Genomic DNA, 18,341 nt, shown 5'->3' with positions numbered 1-18,341 from the left:
GGAGACGGCGCCCGCCTCGCTCGCGGCGTCCCCGGCCCCGGCTCCGTCGCGGGACGCGCCGGCGGCGGGCGCCTCCTCCGCGTCGTTGTCGGAGCCGCTGCGCGCGGCCGGAACCGTACGGGCGCCGTCTCCGGCGTCGGCGGCGTCCGGGACCGTACCGGCGTCCGCGGAGGCGCCGTCCACGGCCGTGCCGGTGTCCCCCTCCGCCTCCGGGGCGGTCGCGGCGGGGCGGGTGTCGGTCTCGCCCCTGCCGGCGTCGCCACCCGAGTTCCCGGCGTCGCCGCCCGGACCCTCGCCCGGCTCGGCCGAGCGGACCCACGCGGCGACCGCCTCACGCAGCCGGCCGCCGTCCTCCGCCGGGGACCCGCCTTCGTCCTCCGCCGGGGCCCCGCCTTCGTCCTCCGCCGGGGACCGGCGCTCGCTCTCCGCCGGAGACCCGCCCTCGCCCTCGCCCCCGACCGGAGAGTCCGCGGGCAGCGACAGCACCCGGGTGGCCGTGTCGGCGGTCCCGCGCGCCTCCGACGAGGACGCGTCGCGCGCCACCGCCAACCGCGGATCCTGCTTCGCGGGAACCGGACCCGCACTCCCCGACGTCGGTTCTGCCGACGACTCACGCTGCTTCGACCTGTCGGGGGACTCGCCCGCCACCGATGCCTCCTCCATGTGCCGCACGCCCCGCGTGCGTCATCCGAACCGTGAACCGCCCGCTCACGACAACACTCGCGGCGCTGTCCGAACCATGTACCAGTGTCCTGTGTGCGGGACTTCCCCCACGCGGTAGACGAGAACGACATACCTGCTGGTTCCACTACGAAGTGGTCACGCACCCTCGACAGACCGATGTGAGAGGGGTCACCCTGTCAGACATCCACGCGGGGAGGCATGGATGGGCAGGAGCCGCAGAACACTTCCGGAGGAGCTTCTGCTGCTGGCATTGGACCCGACCACGGGTACCACTGCACAGCCGCAGTCGCTCGACCTCGGTCTGGCCGGAGCACAGCTAGTGGAGCTGGCGCTGGCCGGACGGATAGCCCCAGACGGGGATCGTATCGCCGTGGTGGCGCCACGGCCGACTGGAGACCCAACACTGGACTGCGCGTTGGAGTTGCTGCGAAGGCGTGGCGCTCCTGTACGGGCGGTCCACTGGATCGGCGGGCCGCGCCTCGGGCTGCGCCAGACCTACCTCTCACATCTGGAGCGGTGCGGCATGGTGCATGCCGTGGCCGGACAGATGTGCGGGGTGTTGCCGACGACTCGCTACCAGGCGACGGACACCGAGATCAGCCGGGAGATCAGGGCCCGGCTGGACTCCGCGATCCGCACCGGCGTCCCGCCGGACCCGCGGACCGCGGCGCTCGCCGCGCTGGCACACGCGGTGGGCCTCGGCAAGCACCTGTATCCGGGGAACGAGGGACGCTCCTCGCGTTCCCGGCTGCGGGATCTGATCCGGCACGACCCGATGGGCGGACTCGTCGCGCACGCGGTGATGGACGTCCAGAACGGCGCCGTGGCCCAGCCACGCCGCGGTTCCGCACCGGCAGGCCGGCAGCCCGGCCCCGGCGGCGGCAGGGGAGCGCCGGAACCCGCCAGGGGCGTGCCGGCACAACCGCACCGAGGATCCATGGCACGCGCCGTGGCCCACTGAGGCGTACGTCCCGTACGTACGTCCGGACGTCCCCCAGGGGCCGAACGGCACGGCAGCCATGGATCCGGCGCACCGCAGACCCGGTCACGGGAGCCGCTGACCGAGCGGGGCGGAGAGAACGCACCGGCGCTCTTCGCCCCGCTCGGCGTGCCCCGTCCGGGGTCAACACCCGCCACCCGTCAGGGAAGTGGCGTGTACCCGTCGTATATCCACCGTTTCCCAGCGGTAGGAAGCACCTTGGTGGCAGTCTGCTCATCAGCAGACACGCAAAGTGGCAAGTACGAGGCATACAGCCGGAGGTGCACGTCCCGTGGCGTCCAATGTCAATCCCACCGTCAGGCGGCGCCGGCTGGGCCAGGAGCTGCGCAGGCTCCGTGAGCTCAAGGGCATGACGGCCGAGGAGGTGGCCGAGCGACTGCTGGTGTCGCAGTCGAAGATCAGCCGCCTGGAGAACGGCCGGCGCAGCATCAGCCAGCGCGATGTGCGCGACCTGTGCGGGGTGTACGAGGTCGAGGACAGCCGGATCGTCGAGTCGCTGATGCAGATGGCCAAGGACTCCCGCCAGCAGGGCTGGTGGCACGCCTTCGGCGACATCCCGTACAGCGTCTACATCGGTCTGGAGACGGACGCGGAGTCGCTGCGCGTCTACGAACCCCAGATCATCACCGGCCTGTTGCAGACCCGCGCGTACGCGGAGGCGATCGTCCAGGGCGGTTCCCCGGAGTCGACCGAGCAGGAGAACGACCGGCGGGTCGAGGTGCGGCTGCGCCGGCAGGGCCGGATCACCGCCGACGGCGAACCGCTGCGGCTGTGGGTGGTGCTGGACGAGGCGTCGCTGCACCGGGTGGTCGGCAGCCGCCAGGTGATGCGGGAACAGCTCGAGCACGTCATGGAGTTGAGCCAGCTGCCGCACATCACCGTGCAGGTGCTGCCGTTCGAGGTCGGCGCGCACGCCGGCATCAACGGCCAGTACTCGATCCTGGAGTTCGCCGACGCGGCCGACTCGAGCGTGGTCTACATCGAGGGCGTCACCAGCGACCTGTACCTGGAGAAGCCGCACGACGTGCAGAAGTACACGGTGATGTACGAGCATCTGCGGGCCCAGTCGCTGAACGTGGAGCAGTCCCGTCAGCTGGTGGAACGCCTCGCGAAGGACTACGCGCGCTGAGCCGCCGTCGGGTGTGGGGCGGAACCCTATATCGCTGACATGCCTGACCGTACCTCCCCTCTGGAATATGCCACCCGGACGAGTGAACGGCCACTCCAACAGTCGAGGTTGACGAGTAGCGTCGATCACGCCAACCCCGGTCGAGGGTTGGCGCAATCCGTTCTGCGGGTCCCTGCCGGAACGCGCAGGCCGGTGACAGCAACTCAGCATCTGGCTACGGAGCGAACATGGCAATTCGTCTGGGCGCCACGGAAACGTGGACGACGTCCTCCTACACCAACAACAACGGCGCGTGCGTGATGGTCAGGTCGACCACCGAGTCGGCGCTGGAACTCGGGGACACCAAGGTCCCCGAGGGCCCCAAACTGGCTTTCCCCGCGAACGCGTGGAGCGCCTTCGTGGCCACGGTCAAGGGCTGACGGCGCGGACGCCCGTCCACCAGCTCCGCCACAGAGCCCTCTCGACCGGTCCGCCGTCCTCGCCGAGAGGGCTCGACCGGTGACCCTCGGGCCGGCCCGCACGAGGGCTGCCGAGGGGGCCACCGGCCGGGCTACGGCCTCCGGGCGGCGCTACCGGGGCGTCGGCGCCACGGGGAAGGCCACGTCGCACACCGGGTCCTGCGGCCCCGCGGCCTCCCAGTCCGCGAAGTACACCTCACGGCACGGTCCCGCAGGCGTCAGCCCCCGGTCCCTCATCCACTCCTCGACCGCCTCGAACGCGGCCAGGATCTGCGGATGCGCCACCTGCGCCTTGGTGATCCGGGTGCGGGCCAACCGCAGCGGCGGCTCCACCCGTACCGTCGTCCCCAGGACCCGGCCCCGCGCACCGGCCCAGGCCCGCGCCGCCGCCTCGTCGGCGACCGGGACGCACGCCTCCGCCGGACCGTCGCTCTCCAGCGACACCTCGGAGTGGTACACCACGAACGGCGCGCCGGTCACGCCCCCGGACTCCCGGGCCGCCTTCTCCAGCCGGCCCAGCGACGCCCCGATCCACGCCGGCAACTCCTCCGCCAGGACATGCCGGGACTCGGTGATCAGCACCTGTTCCGGCACCTCGGCCGTCTCGACCACGAACTGTCCGTACATCTCGGAGCTCCTCCCTGACAACCGTCCGCGGAGGTACTCGGCGAGCGTCCGCTGCCCGGCGTGCCGCGCCTCGGCGTCCGCCCAGAAGACGGCCAGCCGCTCGGCCCCCGCCGCCGGGTCGTCCGCGTCGACGACCTCGGCGATCCGGGCGAGCGGCATGTCCAGCTGCCGCAACAGCGCGACCAGCCGGGCCCGCTCGACCTGACCGGCCCGGTAGAAGCGGTATCCGGTGCCCTCGTCGACCCGCGCCGGGGCCAGCAGCCCCAGCCGGTCGTACAGCCGCAGGGCCTTGGCCGACAGCCGCGCCCGCGCCGCGAACGCCCCGATGGTGAGCAGTTCCTCGTCCACGCCGACATCCTCCGCCGCCGGGCGGACGCTCCGCCCGGCAGGAGGGACACTCGCCCCTGCCCCAGGGGCAAGGTCAACGGTCAGCCGATCGCCTTCTCCACCGCCGCCACGAGCTCCTCCGACTCCGGCTCGGTCTGCGGCGAGAAACGGGCGACGACCTCGCCGTCCCGCCCGATCAGGAACTTCTCGAAGTTCCAGCGGATGTCCCCGCTGTGCCCCCCGGCGTCGGCGAAGCCGGTCAGCCGCTCGTACAGCGCGTGCCGCCCCTCCCCGTTGACCTCCACCTTCTCCGTCATCGGGAAGGTCACCCCGTACGTCGCCGAGCAGAACTCCGCGATCTCCCGCGCGCTGCCCGGCTCCTGGCCGAGGAACTGGTTGCAGGGCACGCCCAGCACGGTGAAGCCCCGCTCCGCGTACCGCTCCTGCAGCCGCTCCAGTCCCGCGTACTGCGGGGTCAGCCCGCACTTGGACGCCACGTTCACGATGAGCACCGCCCGGCCCGCGTACCGGGCGAGGTCCGCCGGACCACCGTCGAGCGCGCCGATCCCGACGCCGAGGGGAGAGGTTCCGTTGTTCTCTGCAGTCGTCATGAGCCGACCCTAACGGCGGGACCCGGCCTTCCCGTGTCCGGCCTCGGTGAGGACCTCCCCGGCCGCCGTCCGCACGTACAGCACCGACCGGCCCGTACGGCCCGCCCGCTCCACCATCCCCGCCTCCCGCAGCACCCGCAGATGCCGGCCGACCGAGCCCAGGCCCTGCCCGGTCACGGCGACCAGCTGGCTGGTGCTCATCGGCGAGCCCAGCAGCATCAGCACCCGGGCCCGCGCACCCCCGAGCAGCGCGCCCAGCCCCGCCGGCACGCTCTCCCCGCCACGGTCACCGGCCAGCGCCCCCGCACACGGGTAGACCAGCGCGTACCGCCGCGTCCCCTCCCGCGACACCCAGCCCACCCGCTGCGACGTCACCGGCACGAACAGCAGCTCGGCCCCCGAGATCTCCCGCGGGGGCAGCTCGTGCGCGTTCACCTGCAGCCGGTCGCCGCCCAGCCAGCGGGTCCCCGGCCGCAGCGCGTCCAGCACCGCCGCCCAGCCGTCCCGGCCCACCCGCGCCGTCCGGGCCACCACATCCGCCTCGAGGATCCGCCGGCGCCGCGCCCAGTACGGGCGTACGGCGTCCTCCCACACGCCGGTCAGCAGGCCGGCGGCGCGGTCCGCGAGGTCGTCGCGCTCCAGCAGCGCGGGCAGCGGACCGCCCAGCGCCATCCGCAGCTGGGCGCGGGCGGCGGCGGGCGGGACCGCGCGCACCCGCCCGACCTCCTCGTCGAAGCTCTCGCCGCCCCGCGGGGCGACGGTCATGAAGTCCGCGATCCACACCGTGCCGAGCGCGGACGGCACCAGCAGCGCGGTCACCGGGTCGGCGGCCAGCCGGGCGCGGTAGGCGGGCAGATGGGTTTCCAGCCACGCCCTCTCGCCCGGATGCGCGGCCCGCGCGGAATGCAGCAGCCGCAGAGCCGCGAAGGTCTCCGCGAGCGGCGAGAGCACGAACCGGCTCGCGGCGAGCGTGTCCGCACTGATCTGCCACCAGCCCACGACCGGTCACCTCCCGCCGCCGACGTTTCGCACCGGCGCGAAACACTAACGGCCGCACCGGATCCCTCCCCAGACTCCGCGCATGCGCAGCTACCGGAACCTCTTCCGCACACCGGAGTTCACTCCGCTCTTCCTCGCCGCCACCGTCCAGACCCTGGCCCGCACGACCAGCGGCCTGGCCCTGGCCACCCTCGTCTACCGGCAGACCGCCTCACCCCTGCTGTCCGCACTGAGCATGTTCGGCCCGTCCCTCGCCCACGTCCTGGGCGCGACGCTCTTCATGTCCGCCGCCGACCGCCTCCCGCCGCGGGCCACCACCGCGGGCACGGCCCTGGCCTTCGCGGCGGCCACGGCCCTGCTGGCACTGCCCGGCCTCCCGGTCACGGCCGTCTTCGCCGTGCTCCTCCTCCAGGGGCTGGTGGCGTCGGTGAGCGGCGGGGTCGGCTGGGGCCTGCTCAACGAGATCCTCACCCAGGACGGCTACCTGCTGGGCCGATCCGTCTTCAACATGATGCACGGCGTCACACAGATCACCGGCTACGCGGTGGGCGGAGTCCTGCTGGCCCTGCTCTCCCCGCGTCCCACGCTGCTCCTCGCGGCCGCCCTGTACGGCACGGCGGCGCTCGTCACCCGCCTCGGCCTGACCCGCCGCCCCCCGCGCGCCACGGGCCGCCCCACCGTACGGGCCACCCGGCAGGCCAACGCCCGGCTCTGGTCGTCCCCGGCCCGCCGCCACGTCTACCTCGGTCTGTGGCTCCCCAACGGCCTGATCGTCGGCTGCGAATCCCTCTACGTCTCCCACGCCCCCCACGCGGCCGGCGTCCTCTTCGCCTGCGCGGCCGCGGGCATGCTCGCCGGCGACGTGACGGTCGGCCGCCTGATCCCGGCGCACCGCCGCCGGCGCCTGACCACCCCGCTCCTGCTGCTCCTCGCCACGCCCTACCTCCCCCTCGTCCTCCACCCGCCGCTCGTGGTGACCGCCGTGCTGGTCACCGTGGCCTCCGCCGGCTTCGGGGCGGGCCTGGTCCAGCAGGAGCGGCTGATGGCCCTCACCCCGCCGGACCTCACCGGTCACGCCCTCGGCCTGCACTCCTCCGGCATGCTCACGATGCAGGGCGTGAGCGCGGCCCTGGCGGGCGGCCTCGCCCAGCTCACCTCACCCGCGACCGCCATGACGGCCCTGGCGGCGGCGTCGACCGCAGTGACCCTGCTCCTGGCCTCCACCCGGACCCCCACCACCGCGCCACGCGACGCCGCCTCCCCGGACCGGCCCCGCTGACTCCCGGCCCCCGCTTCGGCCTGCCGCTCGCGGGGTCGGAAAGCACCGGCCGCGCCGTCGGCGGATCGACGGAGGTGTCCCGACCGCCCACCCGCGCGATCCGTCCCGGTCCGCCCCGGCGAGCTCGCGCCGGTGATCTCCGCCGGGGCAAGCCGGATGCCCGGTGACCGGTTCGGCCCGCCGCCGACCCGGGCGTCCACCGGCCCGTGCGCCCGTACGGCGTCGCCACCGGCCAGGACGAGCCCGTACGGCACGGCACCCCGACGGCCAGGACGAGCCCGTACGGCACGGCACCCCGACGGCGAGCAGATCGCCCGTCGGCCGCCCGTGCCGGACGTCCGTGCAGGCCGGGGTGCGGTCGTGCCCCGGTGACCGCGCCGCCGGCGCCCCCACGCCTACGGACGCCAGTAGCCGCGCCGGAGCAGCACCGCCAGCGGGACGATCTCGATGCGGCCGAGGAACATCAGGGCGGTGAGCGCCACCTTCGACACCGCCCCGAGCGGCGCGTACGAGCCGAACGGGCCGAGCTCGCCGAAGGCCGGGCCGACATTGCCCAGGCACGCCGCCGCGGCACCCAGCGCCGTGAACGCACCGCTCCCGGGCGCGTCCGCCCCGGCGTCGACCGCGAGACACAGCGTGCCGAGCGCGAGGGCCAGCACGTAGAGCAGCGCGAACACCAGCGCCGAACGCAGCGCGCGGTTGTCGACCACCCGGCCGCTCACCCGCACCGGCAGCACGGCGTCGGGGTGGACGGCCTGCTCCAGCTCGTGCCGGGTGAAGCGGAAGAGGATGAGATGGCGGACGACCTTGACCGATCCGCTCGCCGACCCGGCACAGGCCCCGACGCACATCAGCGCCAGCAGGGTGAGCGCGGCGAGGGCCCCCCAGTGCGACCAGTCCAGCGTCGCGAAGCCGGTGGTGGTCATCACCGAGACCGCCTGGAAGACCGCGTGCCGGACACCGCCGGACCCCTGCACCGCGCCGGCCGCGAACAGCTCGGCCGCCAGCACGGCGGACGCCGCGACGAGCAGCGCCAGATACAGACGCAGTTCCTCGTCACGGGCACCGGCCCGGAACTGACGCAGCACGGCGAGCCGGTACAGCCGCAGCAGGTTCACCCCGGCCACCGCCATCAGCGCGCACAGCACCCACTGGGTCACCGGCGCCAGGCCGCGGGCCGAATCGGCGTCCGGGGTGAACCCGCCGAGGGCCACGGCCGACGTCGCGTAGGAGAACGCGTGGAACAGGTCCATGCGCCGGTCGAGCCCGGCCCACCCCAGGCCGGCCAGGACCAGGACGCCGACCGCCGTCACCGTGAGGTAGATCTTCCACAGCCGCCGGGCGGTCCCGCGCACCGTCGCGCCGAGCGACTCCATCTCCACCGGCCCCGGCAGCTCCGAGCGCAGCAGCTCGCGGCCTCCGATGCGCAGCCGCGGCAGCACCGCCAGTGCGAGCACGATGATGCCCAGGCCGCCCAGGCCATGGGTGAGCTGCCGCCAGAAGAGCATGTCGGTGCCGAGCGCGTCCACGTCCGTCAGCACCGTCGCTCCGGTGGCGGTGAATCCCGACATCGCCTCGAAGTAGGCGTCGACCGGATGGCCGAGCTGCGGGACCCGGCCCAGCAGGAAGGGCAGCGCGCCGAGCGCGGGCACCAGCAGCCAGACCACCACGACGACGAGGAACCCCTCCCGGACGCCCAGCGGCGGCCGCTCGCCCGTCAGACGCATGAAGCCCAGCCCCGTCACGGCCGTCACGGCTCCGGCGGCGAGGAAGGGCCACGGAACCCCACCGGTCACCAGCGCGACGACCGCCGGCGCGACGAACGCGAGCGCGAACCAGGCGAGCAGGGCGCCCACGACACCCAGCGCGGTCCGCAGATCGACGCCGAGCCGGGCGCGCGGCAGCCCCCGGCGCGGCCGGCCCGGCGCCGTACCGGAGGGCGTCACAGGTGGTGCTCGATCGAGGGGACGCGGCCGGGTTCGCTGAGCACGATGGCGCGGTCCCCGGGCCGCAGTTCGTCCTCCCCGGAGGGGAAGAACACCGCACCGTCACGGACGACCGCCCCCACCCCGGCCCCGGGCACCGCGTCGACCGGCCGGTGCGCGTACGTGCTGTCCGCCCGTACGGTGATGTCGAATACCTCGAAGCGGTCGTCACCCAGCATCGCCACCTGCCGGGTGCGCTCGTCGAAGGTGAAGCGGGCCATCTTCTCGGCCGTCTCGTCGCCCGGGTCGATGGTGACATCGACGCCCGCCGCCTCGAAGACGCCGGCCGCGGCGGGGTCGTCGAGGACCGTCAGGGTGAGCCCCACCCCGTGGAGCTTCGCCAGCACCGCCCCGTGCAGATTCCGGGAGTCGTCCCCGCCCGCGAAGACCGCCGCTCCCGCCGTACCGATGCGCTCGCGGCGCAGGAACTCCGCGTCCAGTCCCGACGCGTGGAACACCCTCGCCCGGTCCAGTACGGCCGCGGCCGCGCGCGCCCGCGCCCCGTCCGGCTCGACCACCCGTACGGAGATCCCCCGCTCCAGCAGCACCCGGGCGATGGCCGTTCCCATCCGGCCGGCGCCGAAGAGCGCCACCTCGCCGACCGGGTCCGCCCCGCTGACCAGCCGGCCCCACGCGCGCGCCGCGGCCGGCGACGCCATCACGATCACCCGGTCGCCGGACCGCACCGCCTCCCGCGCGCTCGGACTGATCCACTCCCCGTCCCGCACGACGGCGACCACCCGCGACTCCCCGGGCGGACCCGCGTCGGGCAAGGGCCGTCCGGCGAACCGCGGAAGCCTCTCCTCATGGACGTCCACCCCGAGCACGACCACCTCACCGTCCGCGAAGAAGTCCACGTGCCGGGCCCCCGGCACGTGCAGGACGCGCACGACGGCGCTCGCGGTCTCGTACGCCGTGGAGACGAGAAGGTCCACATCGAGGTCACCCGCACGCCAGGCCGGCAGGTAGTCCATTCCGGTGGCGCGCACCACCGTCCGCGCCGACGACAGCCGCCGGGCCAGCATGGCGATCACCAGGTTGACCTCGTCCCGCGACGTGCAGGCCAGTACCAGCTCCGCGTCGGCCACACCGGCTTCGAGCAGCGTCTCGCGCCGGGTGCCGTTGCCGCGCGTGACCTGGACGTCGTACGTGTGGGACAGGGCGTGCAGGCGCTCCTCGTCGATGTCGATCACCGTGCACCGGTGCGTCTCGGCGAGCGACTTGACCACGGTGTGTCCGACCTGGCCGGCACCCACGACGATGACCCGCATACCGGCATCGTGGCACGCCCGGCTCCCGGCCGCCGGGGAACCACTCACCCGCACGGGGGTAAATCTGTCGCCGTCGCTGTAGACATTCAGGCGGGGCAGAGGTACTGTCTCTGTCGTAGCCAAGAGGTCTTGAAGGGCGAGGCAGACACGAACTGCCCGCAGCAAGGACGATGCCGATCCCGTCGGCGGCCTTCGGGTCGCCGACGGGACACAGGACCCGCGACACCGACCGGTGCGCACACGGAAAGAGAGAAGGGGGCAGACGCCATCAGGATCGCCCGGGCGAGAACGGCCGTCCGGGTACCGCAGGCCCCGGAACGGAAGGTGGTCCCACGGTCACGCATCCGCGATTCCCGCACACTCCGCCCCGCGCAAGGGGCTGGTGCGGAAAGAGAAGGCCGGTAGTGCAGTAAGCCGGCAGATGGTGTGAGAAATCCCTCGGGGCCTTGGTGCCGTACGGCACCAAGGCCCCTCGACGCATTACCCAACAGAGGTGCAGATGACCGCAGACACACCGCTCGACCGGCTCGACGACGACGACTACCCCGCCTACACCATGGGACGGGCAGCCGAGATGCTCGGAACCACGCCCGCGTTCCTGCGGGCACTCGGTGAAGCCCGGCTGATCACGCCCCTGCGGTCCGAGGGCGGCCACCGCCGCTACTCCCGCTACCAGTTGCGGATCGCCGCCCGGGCCCGCGAGATGGTCGACCAGGGGACCGCCATCGAGGCGGCCTGTCGCATCATCATCCTGGAGGACCAGCTCGAAGAGGCCCGGCGCATCAACGACGCACTGCGTCGCAGTGAACTCGGCTCCGGCCAGAAGGCGGACGTCTGACCCGAACCTTCGCAGGGGGCACCGCCCTCCGGCCGGGCCGGCGGGACCAGGCCGGGCACGGCGTTCCGGCCCGATGGGCAGCGCCGGCGGTGCGAGCCGACGGCACCGTTTTCGGCCGGTAGGGGACTGCGCATGTCACCCCGGCCGGGCCGGTGCATAGAATTCGGCCTCATGGTGAAGCCTGACGAGCTGATCGTCGAGATCGCTGCCCTGGTGGAGTCCGGGCAGAACAGCCGGATGTCCCTGACCGTGGTCACCGGTGGTGCTGTCATCACCGGTCGCCTCGCCCCCGAAGCCGTGTGGCGTCAGCGGGTGGCGGAGGTACTGACGGGTTCGGCGCAGCTGAGCCGGTTCTCCGCCGTCTTCGACGCACGCGCGAAGCGGGAGGGGCCGCCCACGCATCTCCATTTCCACGTGGCCCGCATCCTGCAGGGCGCGGTGGGGATCCCGGAGACGGGAGGGATGTACCGCGTCGCGATCGAGGACGTCAGCGCCTGGACCGTGGGTGACTTCAGCTACTCCGACCACTGACGGCCGCCCGCCCGCCGTCTCACCGCGTCGTCGGCGCCATCGCGCGGCCATACGCGATCCGTGTAGGTGGAACCGTCCCGCACGGCGGTGAGCCGGGCCCGGGTGATTACGCCGGTGCACCGGTCGTTCTCGTCACGGACGGCGGGATGACCGGTGCGCGCGGCGGCCATGACGGACGACGCCCCCTCGGCGGTCATGTCGTCCCGGACCCCGGACCCGTCCCGGACCCGGACCCGACTTGGACCCGTCCCGGATCCGGGGCCGACTTGGACCCGCCCCGACCCGGATCCAGGGCCGGCCCGCGGCCCTGGATCCGGCCGCCGTACCGCGGGCGTCCTTCACCGCCGTGGGAAGGGCGGAGATGTCTGCCGGACGCGAATACGCCTGAACCGGGGACAAGAAGTGCCTCCCGCTGCTGGATCGACCGGATTCCCGGTCGCACGGGCGCCGCTGAAACCCGACAGGCGCGGGCGGATCGGCACGGAAATACCGCACCGGGAAACGTCAGAACGGACCGAAACGGCCGGGTGGGCGGCGAAAAGCGCAGCCGGTCCGGGAAAAACGTTCAAAAGAAGGCGCAGAGCGCAGAACGACAGCAGTTGGGGCCCGCACCCCGAAGGATGCGAGCCCCAACTACGTGGTGCGCGTCAGATCAGGCGGGAACGATGTTCTCCGCCGTCGGGCCCTTCTGGCCCTGCGCGATGTCGAAGGACACCTTCTGGCCCTCGAGGAGCTCGCGGAAACCCTGGGCTGCGATGTTCGAGTAGTGGGCGAACACGTCAGCGCCGCCACCGTCCTGCTCGATGAAGCCGAAGCCCTTTTCCGCGTTGAACCACTTCACGGTTCCAGTAGCCATGTCATATCTCCTTCGGGGCTGTGCGTCGGCATCCACCCTGTGCGGACACCGTGTCGCCGCGATGATCACCCCGCCGGAAAAAACCGGGAATGCACAAGCGCCACCTCCGGAACGTATGCCGGATGGAAGCGCTTGAAGTTTCGGGAACCACAACTGCAACTGCAATCGACAGTAGCACGCGGAGGCGCTCTGCGTAATTTGCGCAATTCTGCTCTGTCGCCGCCGTAACGAATCTGTGGACCCCTCGCGTAAAACTCTGACCTCGCGGGTGCAGATAAGACATCGGGCGCCGGGCCGCACCCGCCCGGCCGGAAGTGCCCGCAGGACCAGGTCCCCGCGGGGCGAGGGCTTCCGGCAGGCGGCACGAGGGCTCCCGCACGGCGTCGTCCCTGGTGGTGTGCCCCGCGCGGCTCGGCACGCCCCGGCAGGCGGAGATCCGGATACGCCTCCCGGACGATGTGCTCCGCGCTCCGGTCGGGAAGTCTGCAGGGCAGTACCGGCGATCAAGAAGAAGCAAGAGGAAGGCAGCATGGAACCCATCAAGGAGCCCGACTGGACCATCGTGGGAATCCTGGGATCCGCGAGAGGCGCGGCGGGGGCGTCCAGCGGGGAAGCCATCGGCACCGACCACCTGCTGGCAGGCATCACCGCGTCCAAAGGCGCCGCGCGCCAGGCGCTCGCGGACGCCGGGGCGACCAAGATCGCCGTGGCGGCACTGCTGCGGGACGCCAGGGAGACCGGCGTCCCACGGGAGGACGCCGACGACGCCGGCGAGACCGTCGCCTCCCGGGACCTCCTCGGGGAGGACGGAGACCGTCACACCCGCTTCACGGGCGCCGCGGCCAGGGCGCTGACCTCGGCGATGGAACAGGCCCGACGCGAGGACGCGAAGAAGTTCGGCGCGGTGCACCTGCTGCGGGCGCTGCTGGAGGAGGACCTGGAGGAGGACACGGAGAAGGACACCGGGGACGGGACGCGCGAGCCCCACCGCGCGGTGGTACTGCTGGCCGACTGCGGCGTCACACCAGGGACCGTCCTGTCCCTCCTCGACGGCGACGCCCCGGCCCCGGAGGACGACCTCGACTCCCTGCTGCACCCCACCCGCGACGCTCTCCTCGGCCGCGTCCACTACCGGCACAAGACTCTCTGGAAGCGGTGGCTGCTCAAGCGCATAGGCGTCAACTGGGCCTCCCGCCCCGCCTGGTGGATCAGCATGGAGACCCCCGAGCAGGCGCGCCGCCTCGGCCACGGCACGGTGGGCACCGAGCACATCCTGCTGGCGGTCCTGGCCACGCACGAGGTGGCGCTCCACTACCCGCACATGCGCGACGAGAGCGCCCCCACACCCGACACCCGCTACTCCGGCGCCGAACGGCTGGCCCGTATGGGCCTCGACCACGCCACCGTCCACAGCGCGCTGACCACCGGCCGCGTCCCCCTGACCGCCGACGCACGCCCCGCCGAGCAGTACCTCGAGGAGGCCGCGTCCCCGGACAGGCCGCCCACGGACGCCCCGGCCCACGCCCCGACGACCGACCCGGGCACCGGCCCCCTCGTGGACCTCCTCCTGAAAGAGGAGACCCGCGCCCGGCAACTCATCGACGCCCTCGCCCCCACCCCGGACCACTGACGGACCTCACCCGCCCACCCGGCCGCGCACCGCACCTGTGGATCGCTGCCGCGCTTCTCCTCCTCGAGCCCGAGATCCCGGGAAGGCACGGACATCCGGCCGTGTCTCCCCGGCGGCGGTCACCGCGAACGAACCGGCCGGACGCGGACGGACGGCCGGCCGGCCGGCCCCGGGCCCGTTCCGCGTGACGGCGACCTCCCTGTCCAGCCCCGGGGTCGCCCGTTCGTGAACCGGGCGCCGAACGGCAACTCCCTCGGCTCGCTCCCCGGCGTCACCGTCCACACCACCGAAGGCGGGCTCCGCGCCGGACCGCACCCGCCTTGCGCTGCCCACGTCTCCCGCATAAGTTACTGGCGGGTAGACCGTTCGCCGAAGGAGCAGCCATGCCGTCGCTCGACCGCCATGAGAACGTCTTCGTCCTCGACCTGGGGGACGGCGAGAACCGCTTCCACCCCGACTGGATCGCCGCGGTCGGTGCCGCGCTCGACGAGGTGGAGAAGACGGACGGCCCCCGCGCCCTGGTCACCGCCGCCACCGGCAAGTTCTACTCCAACGGACTCGACCTGGAGTGGCTGCTCGCCCACGCCGACGAGTACCACGGCTACGTCGCCTCCGTGCACGAACTCTTCGCCCGGCTGCTGTCACTGCCGCTCGTCACGGTGGCCGCGCTGCAGGGCCACACATTCGCCGCCGGCGCGATGTTCTCCCTCGCCCACGACTTCCGCGTGATGCGCGCCGACCGGGGCTACTGGTGCCTGCCCGAGGTCGACATCAGCATCCCCTTCACCCCCGGCATGTCCGCCCTCATCCAGTCCCGGCTGGCACCGCAGACCGCGCACGAGGCCATGACGACCGCCCGCCGCTACGGCGGCGCCGACGCGGCAGCCGCCGGCATCGTCGACCGGGCGCTCCCCGAGGAGGCCGTGCGCTCCACCGCCGTCGAGATGGCCCAGGCCCTGGTGAACAAGGCCGGCGACACCCTCGGCACCATCAAGGCCCGCATGTACGCCCCCACCCTGACCACCCTCCGCGACACCACCGCCCCGCTCGGCTGACCGGGGTCACACCGGCCGTGCAGCGCGCGGAAAACCGCTGGGCGTACCGCGCCGGCCGCTGCTACCTTGCCGGAGGCCGTGCGAGAGAACGAGGAGGTGGTACCCGTGAACGTATCCACATGGGTGCTCCCCTCCGGGGTCACGGTCGGGCGATAGGTCGTCCGGGAGCGCCGCTCGAGCGCACTCCCGAAAGGCATGACCATGCCCCTCCACTTCACTTCCGAACAGCGCCTCGACGACGACGGCGTCCTCGAACGCGCATTCACTCTCGGCGAGATCCCCGGCATCCTGTGGACACCCGCCTCCGCCTCTGCGTCGGGATCGGAACCGACGCCCCTGATCCTGCTCGGCCACCCCCCGCTCGGACTGCACGCGATGTACCCCCGACTGGTGGCGCGGGCCCGGCGCGCCGCGGCGGACGGCTTCGCCTCGGCCACCATCGAGCTCCCGGGGAGCGGTGACCGGCCCCACTGGGCCGACGCCGACCGGGCCCGCGCCGACCTGCGCCGGGCCATGGAAGCCGGCGAGCCGGTCAGCGACGAGATCATCGCCGCCCTCGTCCTCCCGCTCGTCGACCAGGCGGTCCCGGAATGGCAGGCCGCCCTCGACGCGCTCCTGCCGCTGCCCGAACTCGGCGGCCCGGTCGGGTACTCGGGGGGAGTGATCTCCATCGGCGTCCGCCTCGCGGTGGTCGAGCCGCGCATCGTGGCCGCGGGCCTCTTCGCCGGGAGCTTCGTGCCGCGCGTCATGTTCGACGAGGCCCGCCGGGTCACCATTCCGCTCCACGTCCTCCTGCAGTGGGACGACGAAGGCAACGACCGGCAGGCGGCCCTGGCCCTGTTCGACGCCTTCGGCTCCCAGGAGAAGACCCTGAACGCCAACATGGGCGGCCACACCGGCGTCCCGCCGTACGCGGGGGACGCCATGGCCGACTTCTTCACCCGCCACCTGAAGTGAGGCCGAGCCCTCCGAGCCCCCGGGGCATCGGCGGACGGTGAGCACGCCGGCCGGGACGTTGTCCGCCGACACTCGTGCGCGGGATTCCGCCCATCCACTCCCGCCGCGGACCGCGCACGGTCAGCCCATCCGGCTGAGGACGGCTCCTGTTGCGCAGTCCGCTCACGCGCCGCTCACGCGCCGCTCACGCATGCGGCGGCCGTGGGGTGTCCAATGGCGAACCAGGCTGGGGCGCGGAAGGCTGATCGTCTCCCGTGGGTGCACTGGGGGAGTAGCACCTCCCGAAGCCATCCTGTAACTAACTCTAATGTTGCTAACTGTGATGTTAGTGTCTGCGGGATGCATGGCACTGGGGAGGCGGCGGCATGGCAGATTTCGTGGGCAGGCGGCACGAGCTCGAGACTCTGGATCGCGAGCTGGGCAAGGTGACGGCCGGGGTCGGTGGGGAGCGGCCCGGGCGGTGCGTGATGCTTCGAGGGCGCCGCCGGGTGGGTAAGTCGCGACTGGTGGAGCGGTTCGCAGAGAGGTCCGGTGCGCCGTTCCTCTTCCATGCCGCCACGGGGGCGTCGCCGGGGGCGGACCTGGAGCGGCTCAGCCAGGATGCGCGGTCGTCCAGCCTTCCGCTGGCGAATCTGCTGTCTGCGGCCCGCCCGGCGAGTTGGGATGCCGCCTTCGACGTACTGGCGGCGGCACTGCCGCACGACCGGGCGAGCGTGGTGGTCATGGACGAGGTGCCCTATTTGATGGATGCGGAGGGCGCCTTCGAGGGCATGCTTCAGCGGGCCTGGGACCGAGTGCTGGAGAAGAAGCCGGTTCTGCTGGTTCTCATCGGTTCCGACCTGTCGATGATGGAGGCGCTGAACAGCTATGGACGCCCGTTCCACCAGCGCGGACGGGAGATGGTGCTGGGTCCGCTGAACCCGGCGGAGGTGGGGGAGATGCTCGGCCTCGATCCCGCCTCGGCCTTCGACGCGGCCTTGATCACCGGTGGACTGCCTCTGATCTGTGCGGAGTGGACGCACGGCGCCGGGATGTGGGAGTTCCTGCGGGCGGCGCTCAGCGATCCGGTCTCGGCCTTGCTGGTGTCGGCGGAGCGCTCGCTCGCCGCAGAGTTCCCCCAGCAGGTCCAGGCACGCACCGTTCTTTCGGCGATCGGCAGCGGTGAGCGGACGTTCTCCAACATCGCCCGCGCCGCCGGCGGGATCGGGGCGACCCCGCTACAGCGGTCGCTGGGGATCCTCGCGGAAAAGCGGGTGATCGCGGCGGAGCTTCCCGTGTCCACGCGGCCTTCGAAGGACCGTCGCTACCGGGTCGCGGATCCCTACCTCCGCTTCTGGCTGAAGCTCCTGGGTCCGGCGATGGAGGAGATCGAGCGGGGCCGGGGTGACCTGACGCTGCGGCGCATCCGCGAAAACTGGACCAGCTGGCGTGGCAGGGCCGTTGAACCTCTGGTGCGCGAGGCGCTGGCACGGCTGCTGCCCGACGCGAACCTCCCCGCCGCCCCCGCCATCGGCGGTTACTGGACCCGTACCAACGATGTGGAGATCGACGTCGTGGGAGCGGACCGCGCGCCGGTCGCCAAGGAGCTGTTGTTCGTCGGCTCGGTGAAGTGGCTGGAGAACTCCCCGTTCGACCGGCACGATCTCGCGGCCCTGCACCGACACCGCGCCGCGCTCACGCCTGACCCCGTGCCTGTGATCGCTGTCTCGCGCAGTGGGACCGACTGTGCGGGGCTCGACGCCGCGTACGGCCCGGCGGAACTCCTCGCGGCGTGGCCCTCCTGAGCATGCCGGAATACGTGCGGGTGCCAGGTGTATGGCCTGTCGCCCCACTCGGGTCGGCCGAGCCTTCGGCCCACCGCGACGGGTGACGTCTTCCCGCTCACGCAAACGGCCCCGGACGACGAGTCCGAGGCCGCCTAGGTGTATTGCCCTGTGAGGTTGGGGACGCGGCTGGCGGGTGGTTGGCCCTTGAGCGCGGTGTGTCCGCGGTGGTGATTGTAGGTGTGCAGCCAGCCGGGGAACGCTTCGCGTCGTTCGGTCTCCGAGCGGTAGGGGCGGGCGTAGGCCCATTCGTCGAGCAGGGTGCGGTTGAAGCGTTCGAC

Annotated in this window: 18 protein-coding genes and 1 pseudogene; 10 read left to right on the top strand and 9 right to left on the bottom strand. The window is 72.6% G+C overall.

What is annotated here, in order from left to right:
* Positions 1-543 (bottom strand): annotated as a pseudogene (locus tag HTV45_RS32455) (hypothetical protein); the annotation flags it as partial.
* A gap of 343 nt (positions 544-886) precedes the next feature.
* On the opposite strand from HTV45_RS32455, the gene HTV45_RS32450 reads away from it, so the two are divergent.
* The 3 genes from HTV45_RS32450 (at position 887) to HTV45_RS32440 (ending at position 3,232) form a co-directional block, all read left to right on the top strand.
* A complete protein-coding gene (locus HTV45_RS32450; RefSeq protein WP_215209484.1) occupies positions 887-1,645 on the top strand; it encodes a GPP34 family phosphoprotein in 759 nt (252 codons plus the stop codon).
* Between the two features lie 310 nt (positions 1,646-1,955).
* Positions 1,956-2,813 (top strand): helix-turn-helix transcriptional regulator, encoded by an 858-nt coding sequence (locus HTV45_RS32445; protein ID WP_215209483.1) that lies wholly within the window; start codon positions 1,956-1,958, stop codon positions 2,811-2,813.
* Between the two features lie 227 nt (positions 2,814-3,040).
* A complete protein-coding gene (locus tag HTV45_RS32440) occupies positions 3,041-3,232 on the top strand; it encodes a DUF397 domain-containing protein (RefSeq protein ID WP_215209482.1) in 192 nt (63 codons plus the stop codon).
* A 150-nt stretch (positions 3,233-3,382) separates the two neighbouring features.
* Here HTV45_RS32440 and HTV45_RS32435 read toward each other — a convergent pair whose 3' ends face one another.
* The 3 genes from HTV45_RS32435 to HTV45_RS32425 form a co-directional block, all read right to left on the bottom strand.
* Positions 3,383-4,246 carry a MerR family transcriptional regulator gene (locus HTV45_RS32435; protein WP_215209481.1) on the bottom strand — a complete coding sequence of 288 codons (864 nt, stop codon included), beginning with the start codon at positions 4,244-4,246 and terminating at the stop codon, positions 3,383-3,385.
* A gap of 80 nt (positions 4,247-4,326) precedes the next feature.
* Positions 4,327-4,836: a glutathione peroxidase gene (locus tag HTV45_RS32430; protein WP_215209480.1), complete on the bottom strand. Its 510-nt coding sequence runs from the start codon at positions 4,834-4,836 to the stop codon at positions 4,327-4,329.
* 9 nt (positions 4,837-4,845) lie between these two features.
* Positions 4,846-5,835 (bottom strand): helix-turn-helix domain-containing protein, encoded by a 990-nt coding sequence (locus tag HTV45_RS32425; protein ID WP_215209479.1) that lies wholly within the window; start codon positions 5,833-5,835, stop codon positions 4,846-4,848.
* Between the two features lie 82 nt (positions 5,836-5,917).
* On the opposite strand from HTV45_RS32425, the gene HTV45_RS32420 reads away from it, so the two are divergent.
* Positions 5,918-7,114 carry an MFS transporter gene (locus tag HTV45_RS32420; protein WP_215209478.1) on the top strand — a complete coding sequence of 399 codons (1,197 nt, stop codon included), beginning with the start codon at positions 5,918-5,920 and terminating at the stop codon, positions 7,112-7,114.
* 395 nt (positions 7,115-7,509) lie between these two features.
* Here the strand turns inward: HTV45_RS32420 and HTV45_RS32415 are convergent, their stop codons facing one another.
* Positions 7,510-9,060 carry a TrkH family potassium uptake protein gene (locus HTV45_RS32415; RefSeq protein WP_215209477.1) on the bottom strand — a complete coding sequence of 517 codons (1,551 nt, stop codon included), beginning with the start codon at positions 9,058-9,060 and terminating at the stop codon, positions 7,510-7,512.
* Positions 9,057-10,370: a Trk system potassium transporter TrkA gene (gene trkA / locus HTV45_RS32410; protein WP_215209476.1), complete on the bottom strand. Its 1,314-nt coding sequence runs from the start codon at positions 10,368-10,370 to the stop codon at positions 9,057-9,059. Before trkA ends, HTV45_RS32415 begins: the two co-directional genes overlap by 4 nt.
* A 499-nt stretch (positions 10,371-10,869) precedes the next feature.
* Here trkA and HTV45_RS32405 point away from each other — a divergent pair, with 499 nt between their 5' ends.
* Together HTV45_RS32405 and HTV45_RS32400 are read left to right on the top strand one after the other, a co-directional pair.
* Positions 10,870-11,208: a MerR family transcriptional regulator gene (locus HTV45_RS32405; RefSeq protein WP_215209475.1), complete on the top strand. Its 339-nt coding sequence runs from the start codon at positions 10,870-10,872 to the stop codon at positions 11,206-11,208.
* A 171-nt stretch (positions 11,209-11,379) separates the two neighbouring features.
* Positions 11,380-11,739 carry a hypothetical protein gene (locus tag HTV45_RS32400; RefSeq protein WP_215209474.1) on the top strand — a complete coding sequence of 120 codons (360 nt, stop codon included), beginning with the start codon at positions 11,380-11,382 and terminating at the stop codon, positions 11,737-11,739.
* Here HTV45_RS32400 and HTV45_RS34665 read toward each other — a convergent pair.
* Together HTV45_RS34665 and HTV45_RS32395 are read right to left on the bottom strand one after the other, a co-directional pair.
* On the bottom strand, positions 11,724-11,936 hold the full coding sequence (locus HTV45_RS34665) for a hypothetical protein (RefSeq protein ID WP_251693325.1): 213 nt from the start codon (positions 11,934-11,936) through the stop codon (positions 11,724-11,726). The genes HTV45_RS32400 and HTV45_RS34665 overlap by 16 nt on opposite strands.
* Before the next feature lie 455 nt (positions 11,937-12,391).
* Positions 12,392-12,595, bottom strand: coding sequence for a cold-shock protein (locus tag HTV45_RS32395; protein WP_004986771.1), 204 nt, complete (start codon positions 12,593-12,595; stop codon positions 12,392-12,394).
* A gap of 529 nt (positions 12,596-13,124) precedes the next feature.
* Between HTV45_RS32395 and HTV45_RS32390 the strand changes: the two genes are divergently transcribed.
* The 4 genes from HTV45_RS32390 (at position 13,125) to HTV45_RS32375 (ending at position 18,021) form a co-directional block, all read left to right on the top strand.
* Complete coding sequence (locus HTV45_RS32390) at positions 13,125-14,225, top strand: Clp protease N-terminal domain-containing protein (protein ID WP_215209473.1); 1,101 nt, start codon at positions 13,125-13,127, stop codon at positions 14,223-14,225.
* A gap of 383 nt (positions 14,226-14,608) precedes the next feature.
* Positions 14,609-15,280: an enoyl-CoA hydratase-related protein gene (locus HTV45_RS32385; protein WP_215209472.1), complete on the top strand. Its 672-nt coding sequence runs from the start codon at positions 14,609-14,611 to the stop codon at positions 15,278-15,280.
* A 201-nt stretch (positions 15,281-15,481) separates the two neighbouring features.
* The gene (locus HTV45_RS32380) at positions 15,482-16,237 is read left to right on the top strand and encodes an alpha/beta hydrolase (protein ID WP_215209485.1); all 756 of its coding nucleotides are present in this window, start codon (positions 15,482-15,484) and stop codon (positions 16,235-16,237) included.
* Between the two features lie 365 nt (positions 16,238-16,602).
* Positions 16,603-18,021: a DUF234 domain-containing protein gene (locus HTV45_RS32375; RefSeq protein ID WP_215209471.1), complete on the top strand. Its 1,419-nt coding sequence runs from the start codon at positions 16,603-16,605 to the stop codon at positions 18,019-18,021.
* A gap of 134 nt (positions 18,022-18,155) precedes the next feature.
* Here HTV45_RS32375 and HTV45_RS32370 read toward each other — a convergent pair.
* On the bottom strand, positions 18,156-18,341 hold a 186-nt coding region (locus HTV45_RS32370; protein WP_215209470.1), incomplete at its 5' end, for an integrase core domain-containing protein.

Source organism: Streptomyces sp. CHD11 (assembly GCF_018638295.1).
In the GTDB taxonomy this organism is placed as follows: domain Bacteria; phylum Actinomycetota; class Actinomycetes; order Streptomycetales; family Streptomycetaceae; genus Streptomyces.
The sequence above is the reverse complement of the archived record's forward strand: the minus strand, read 5'-3'. Positions and strand labels throughout refer to the sequence as shown.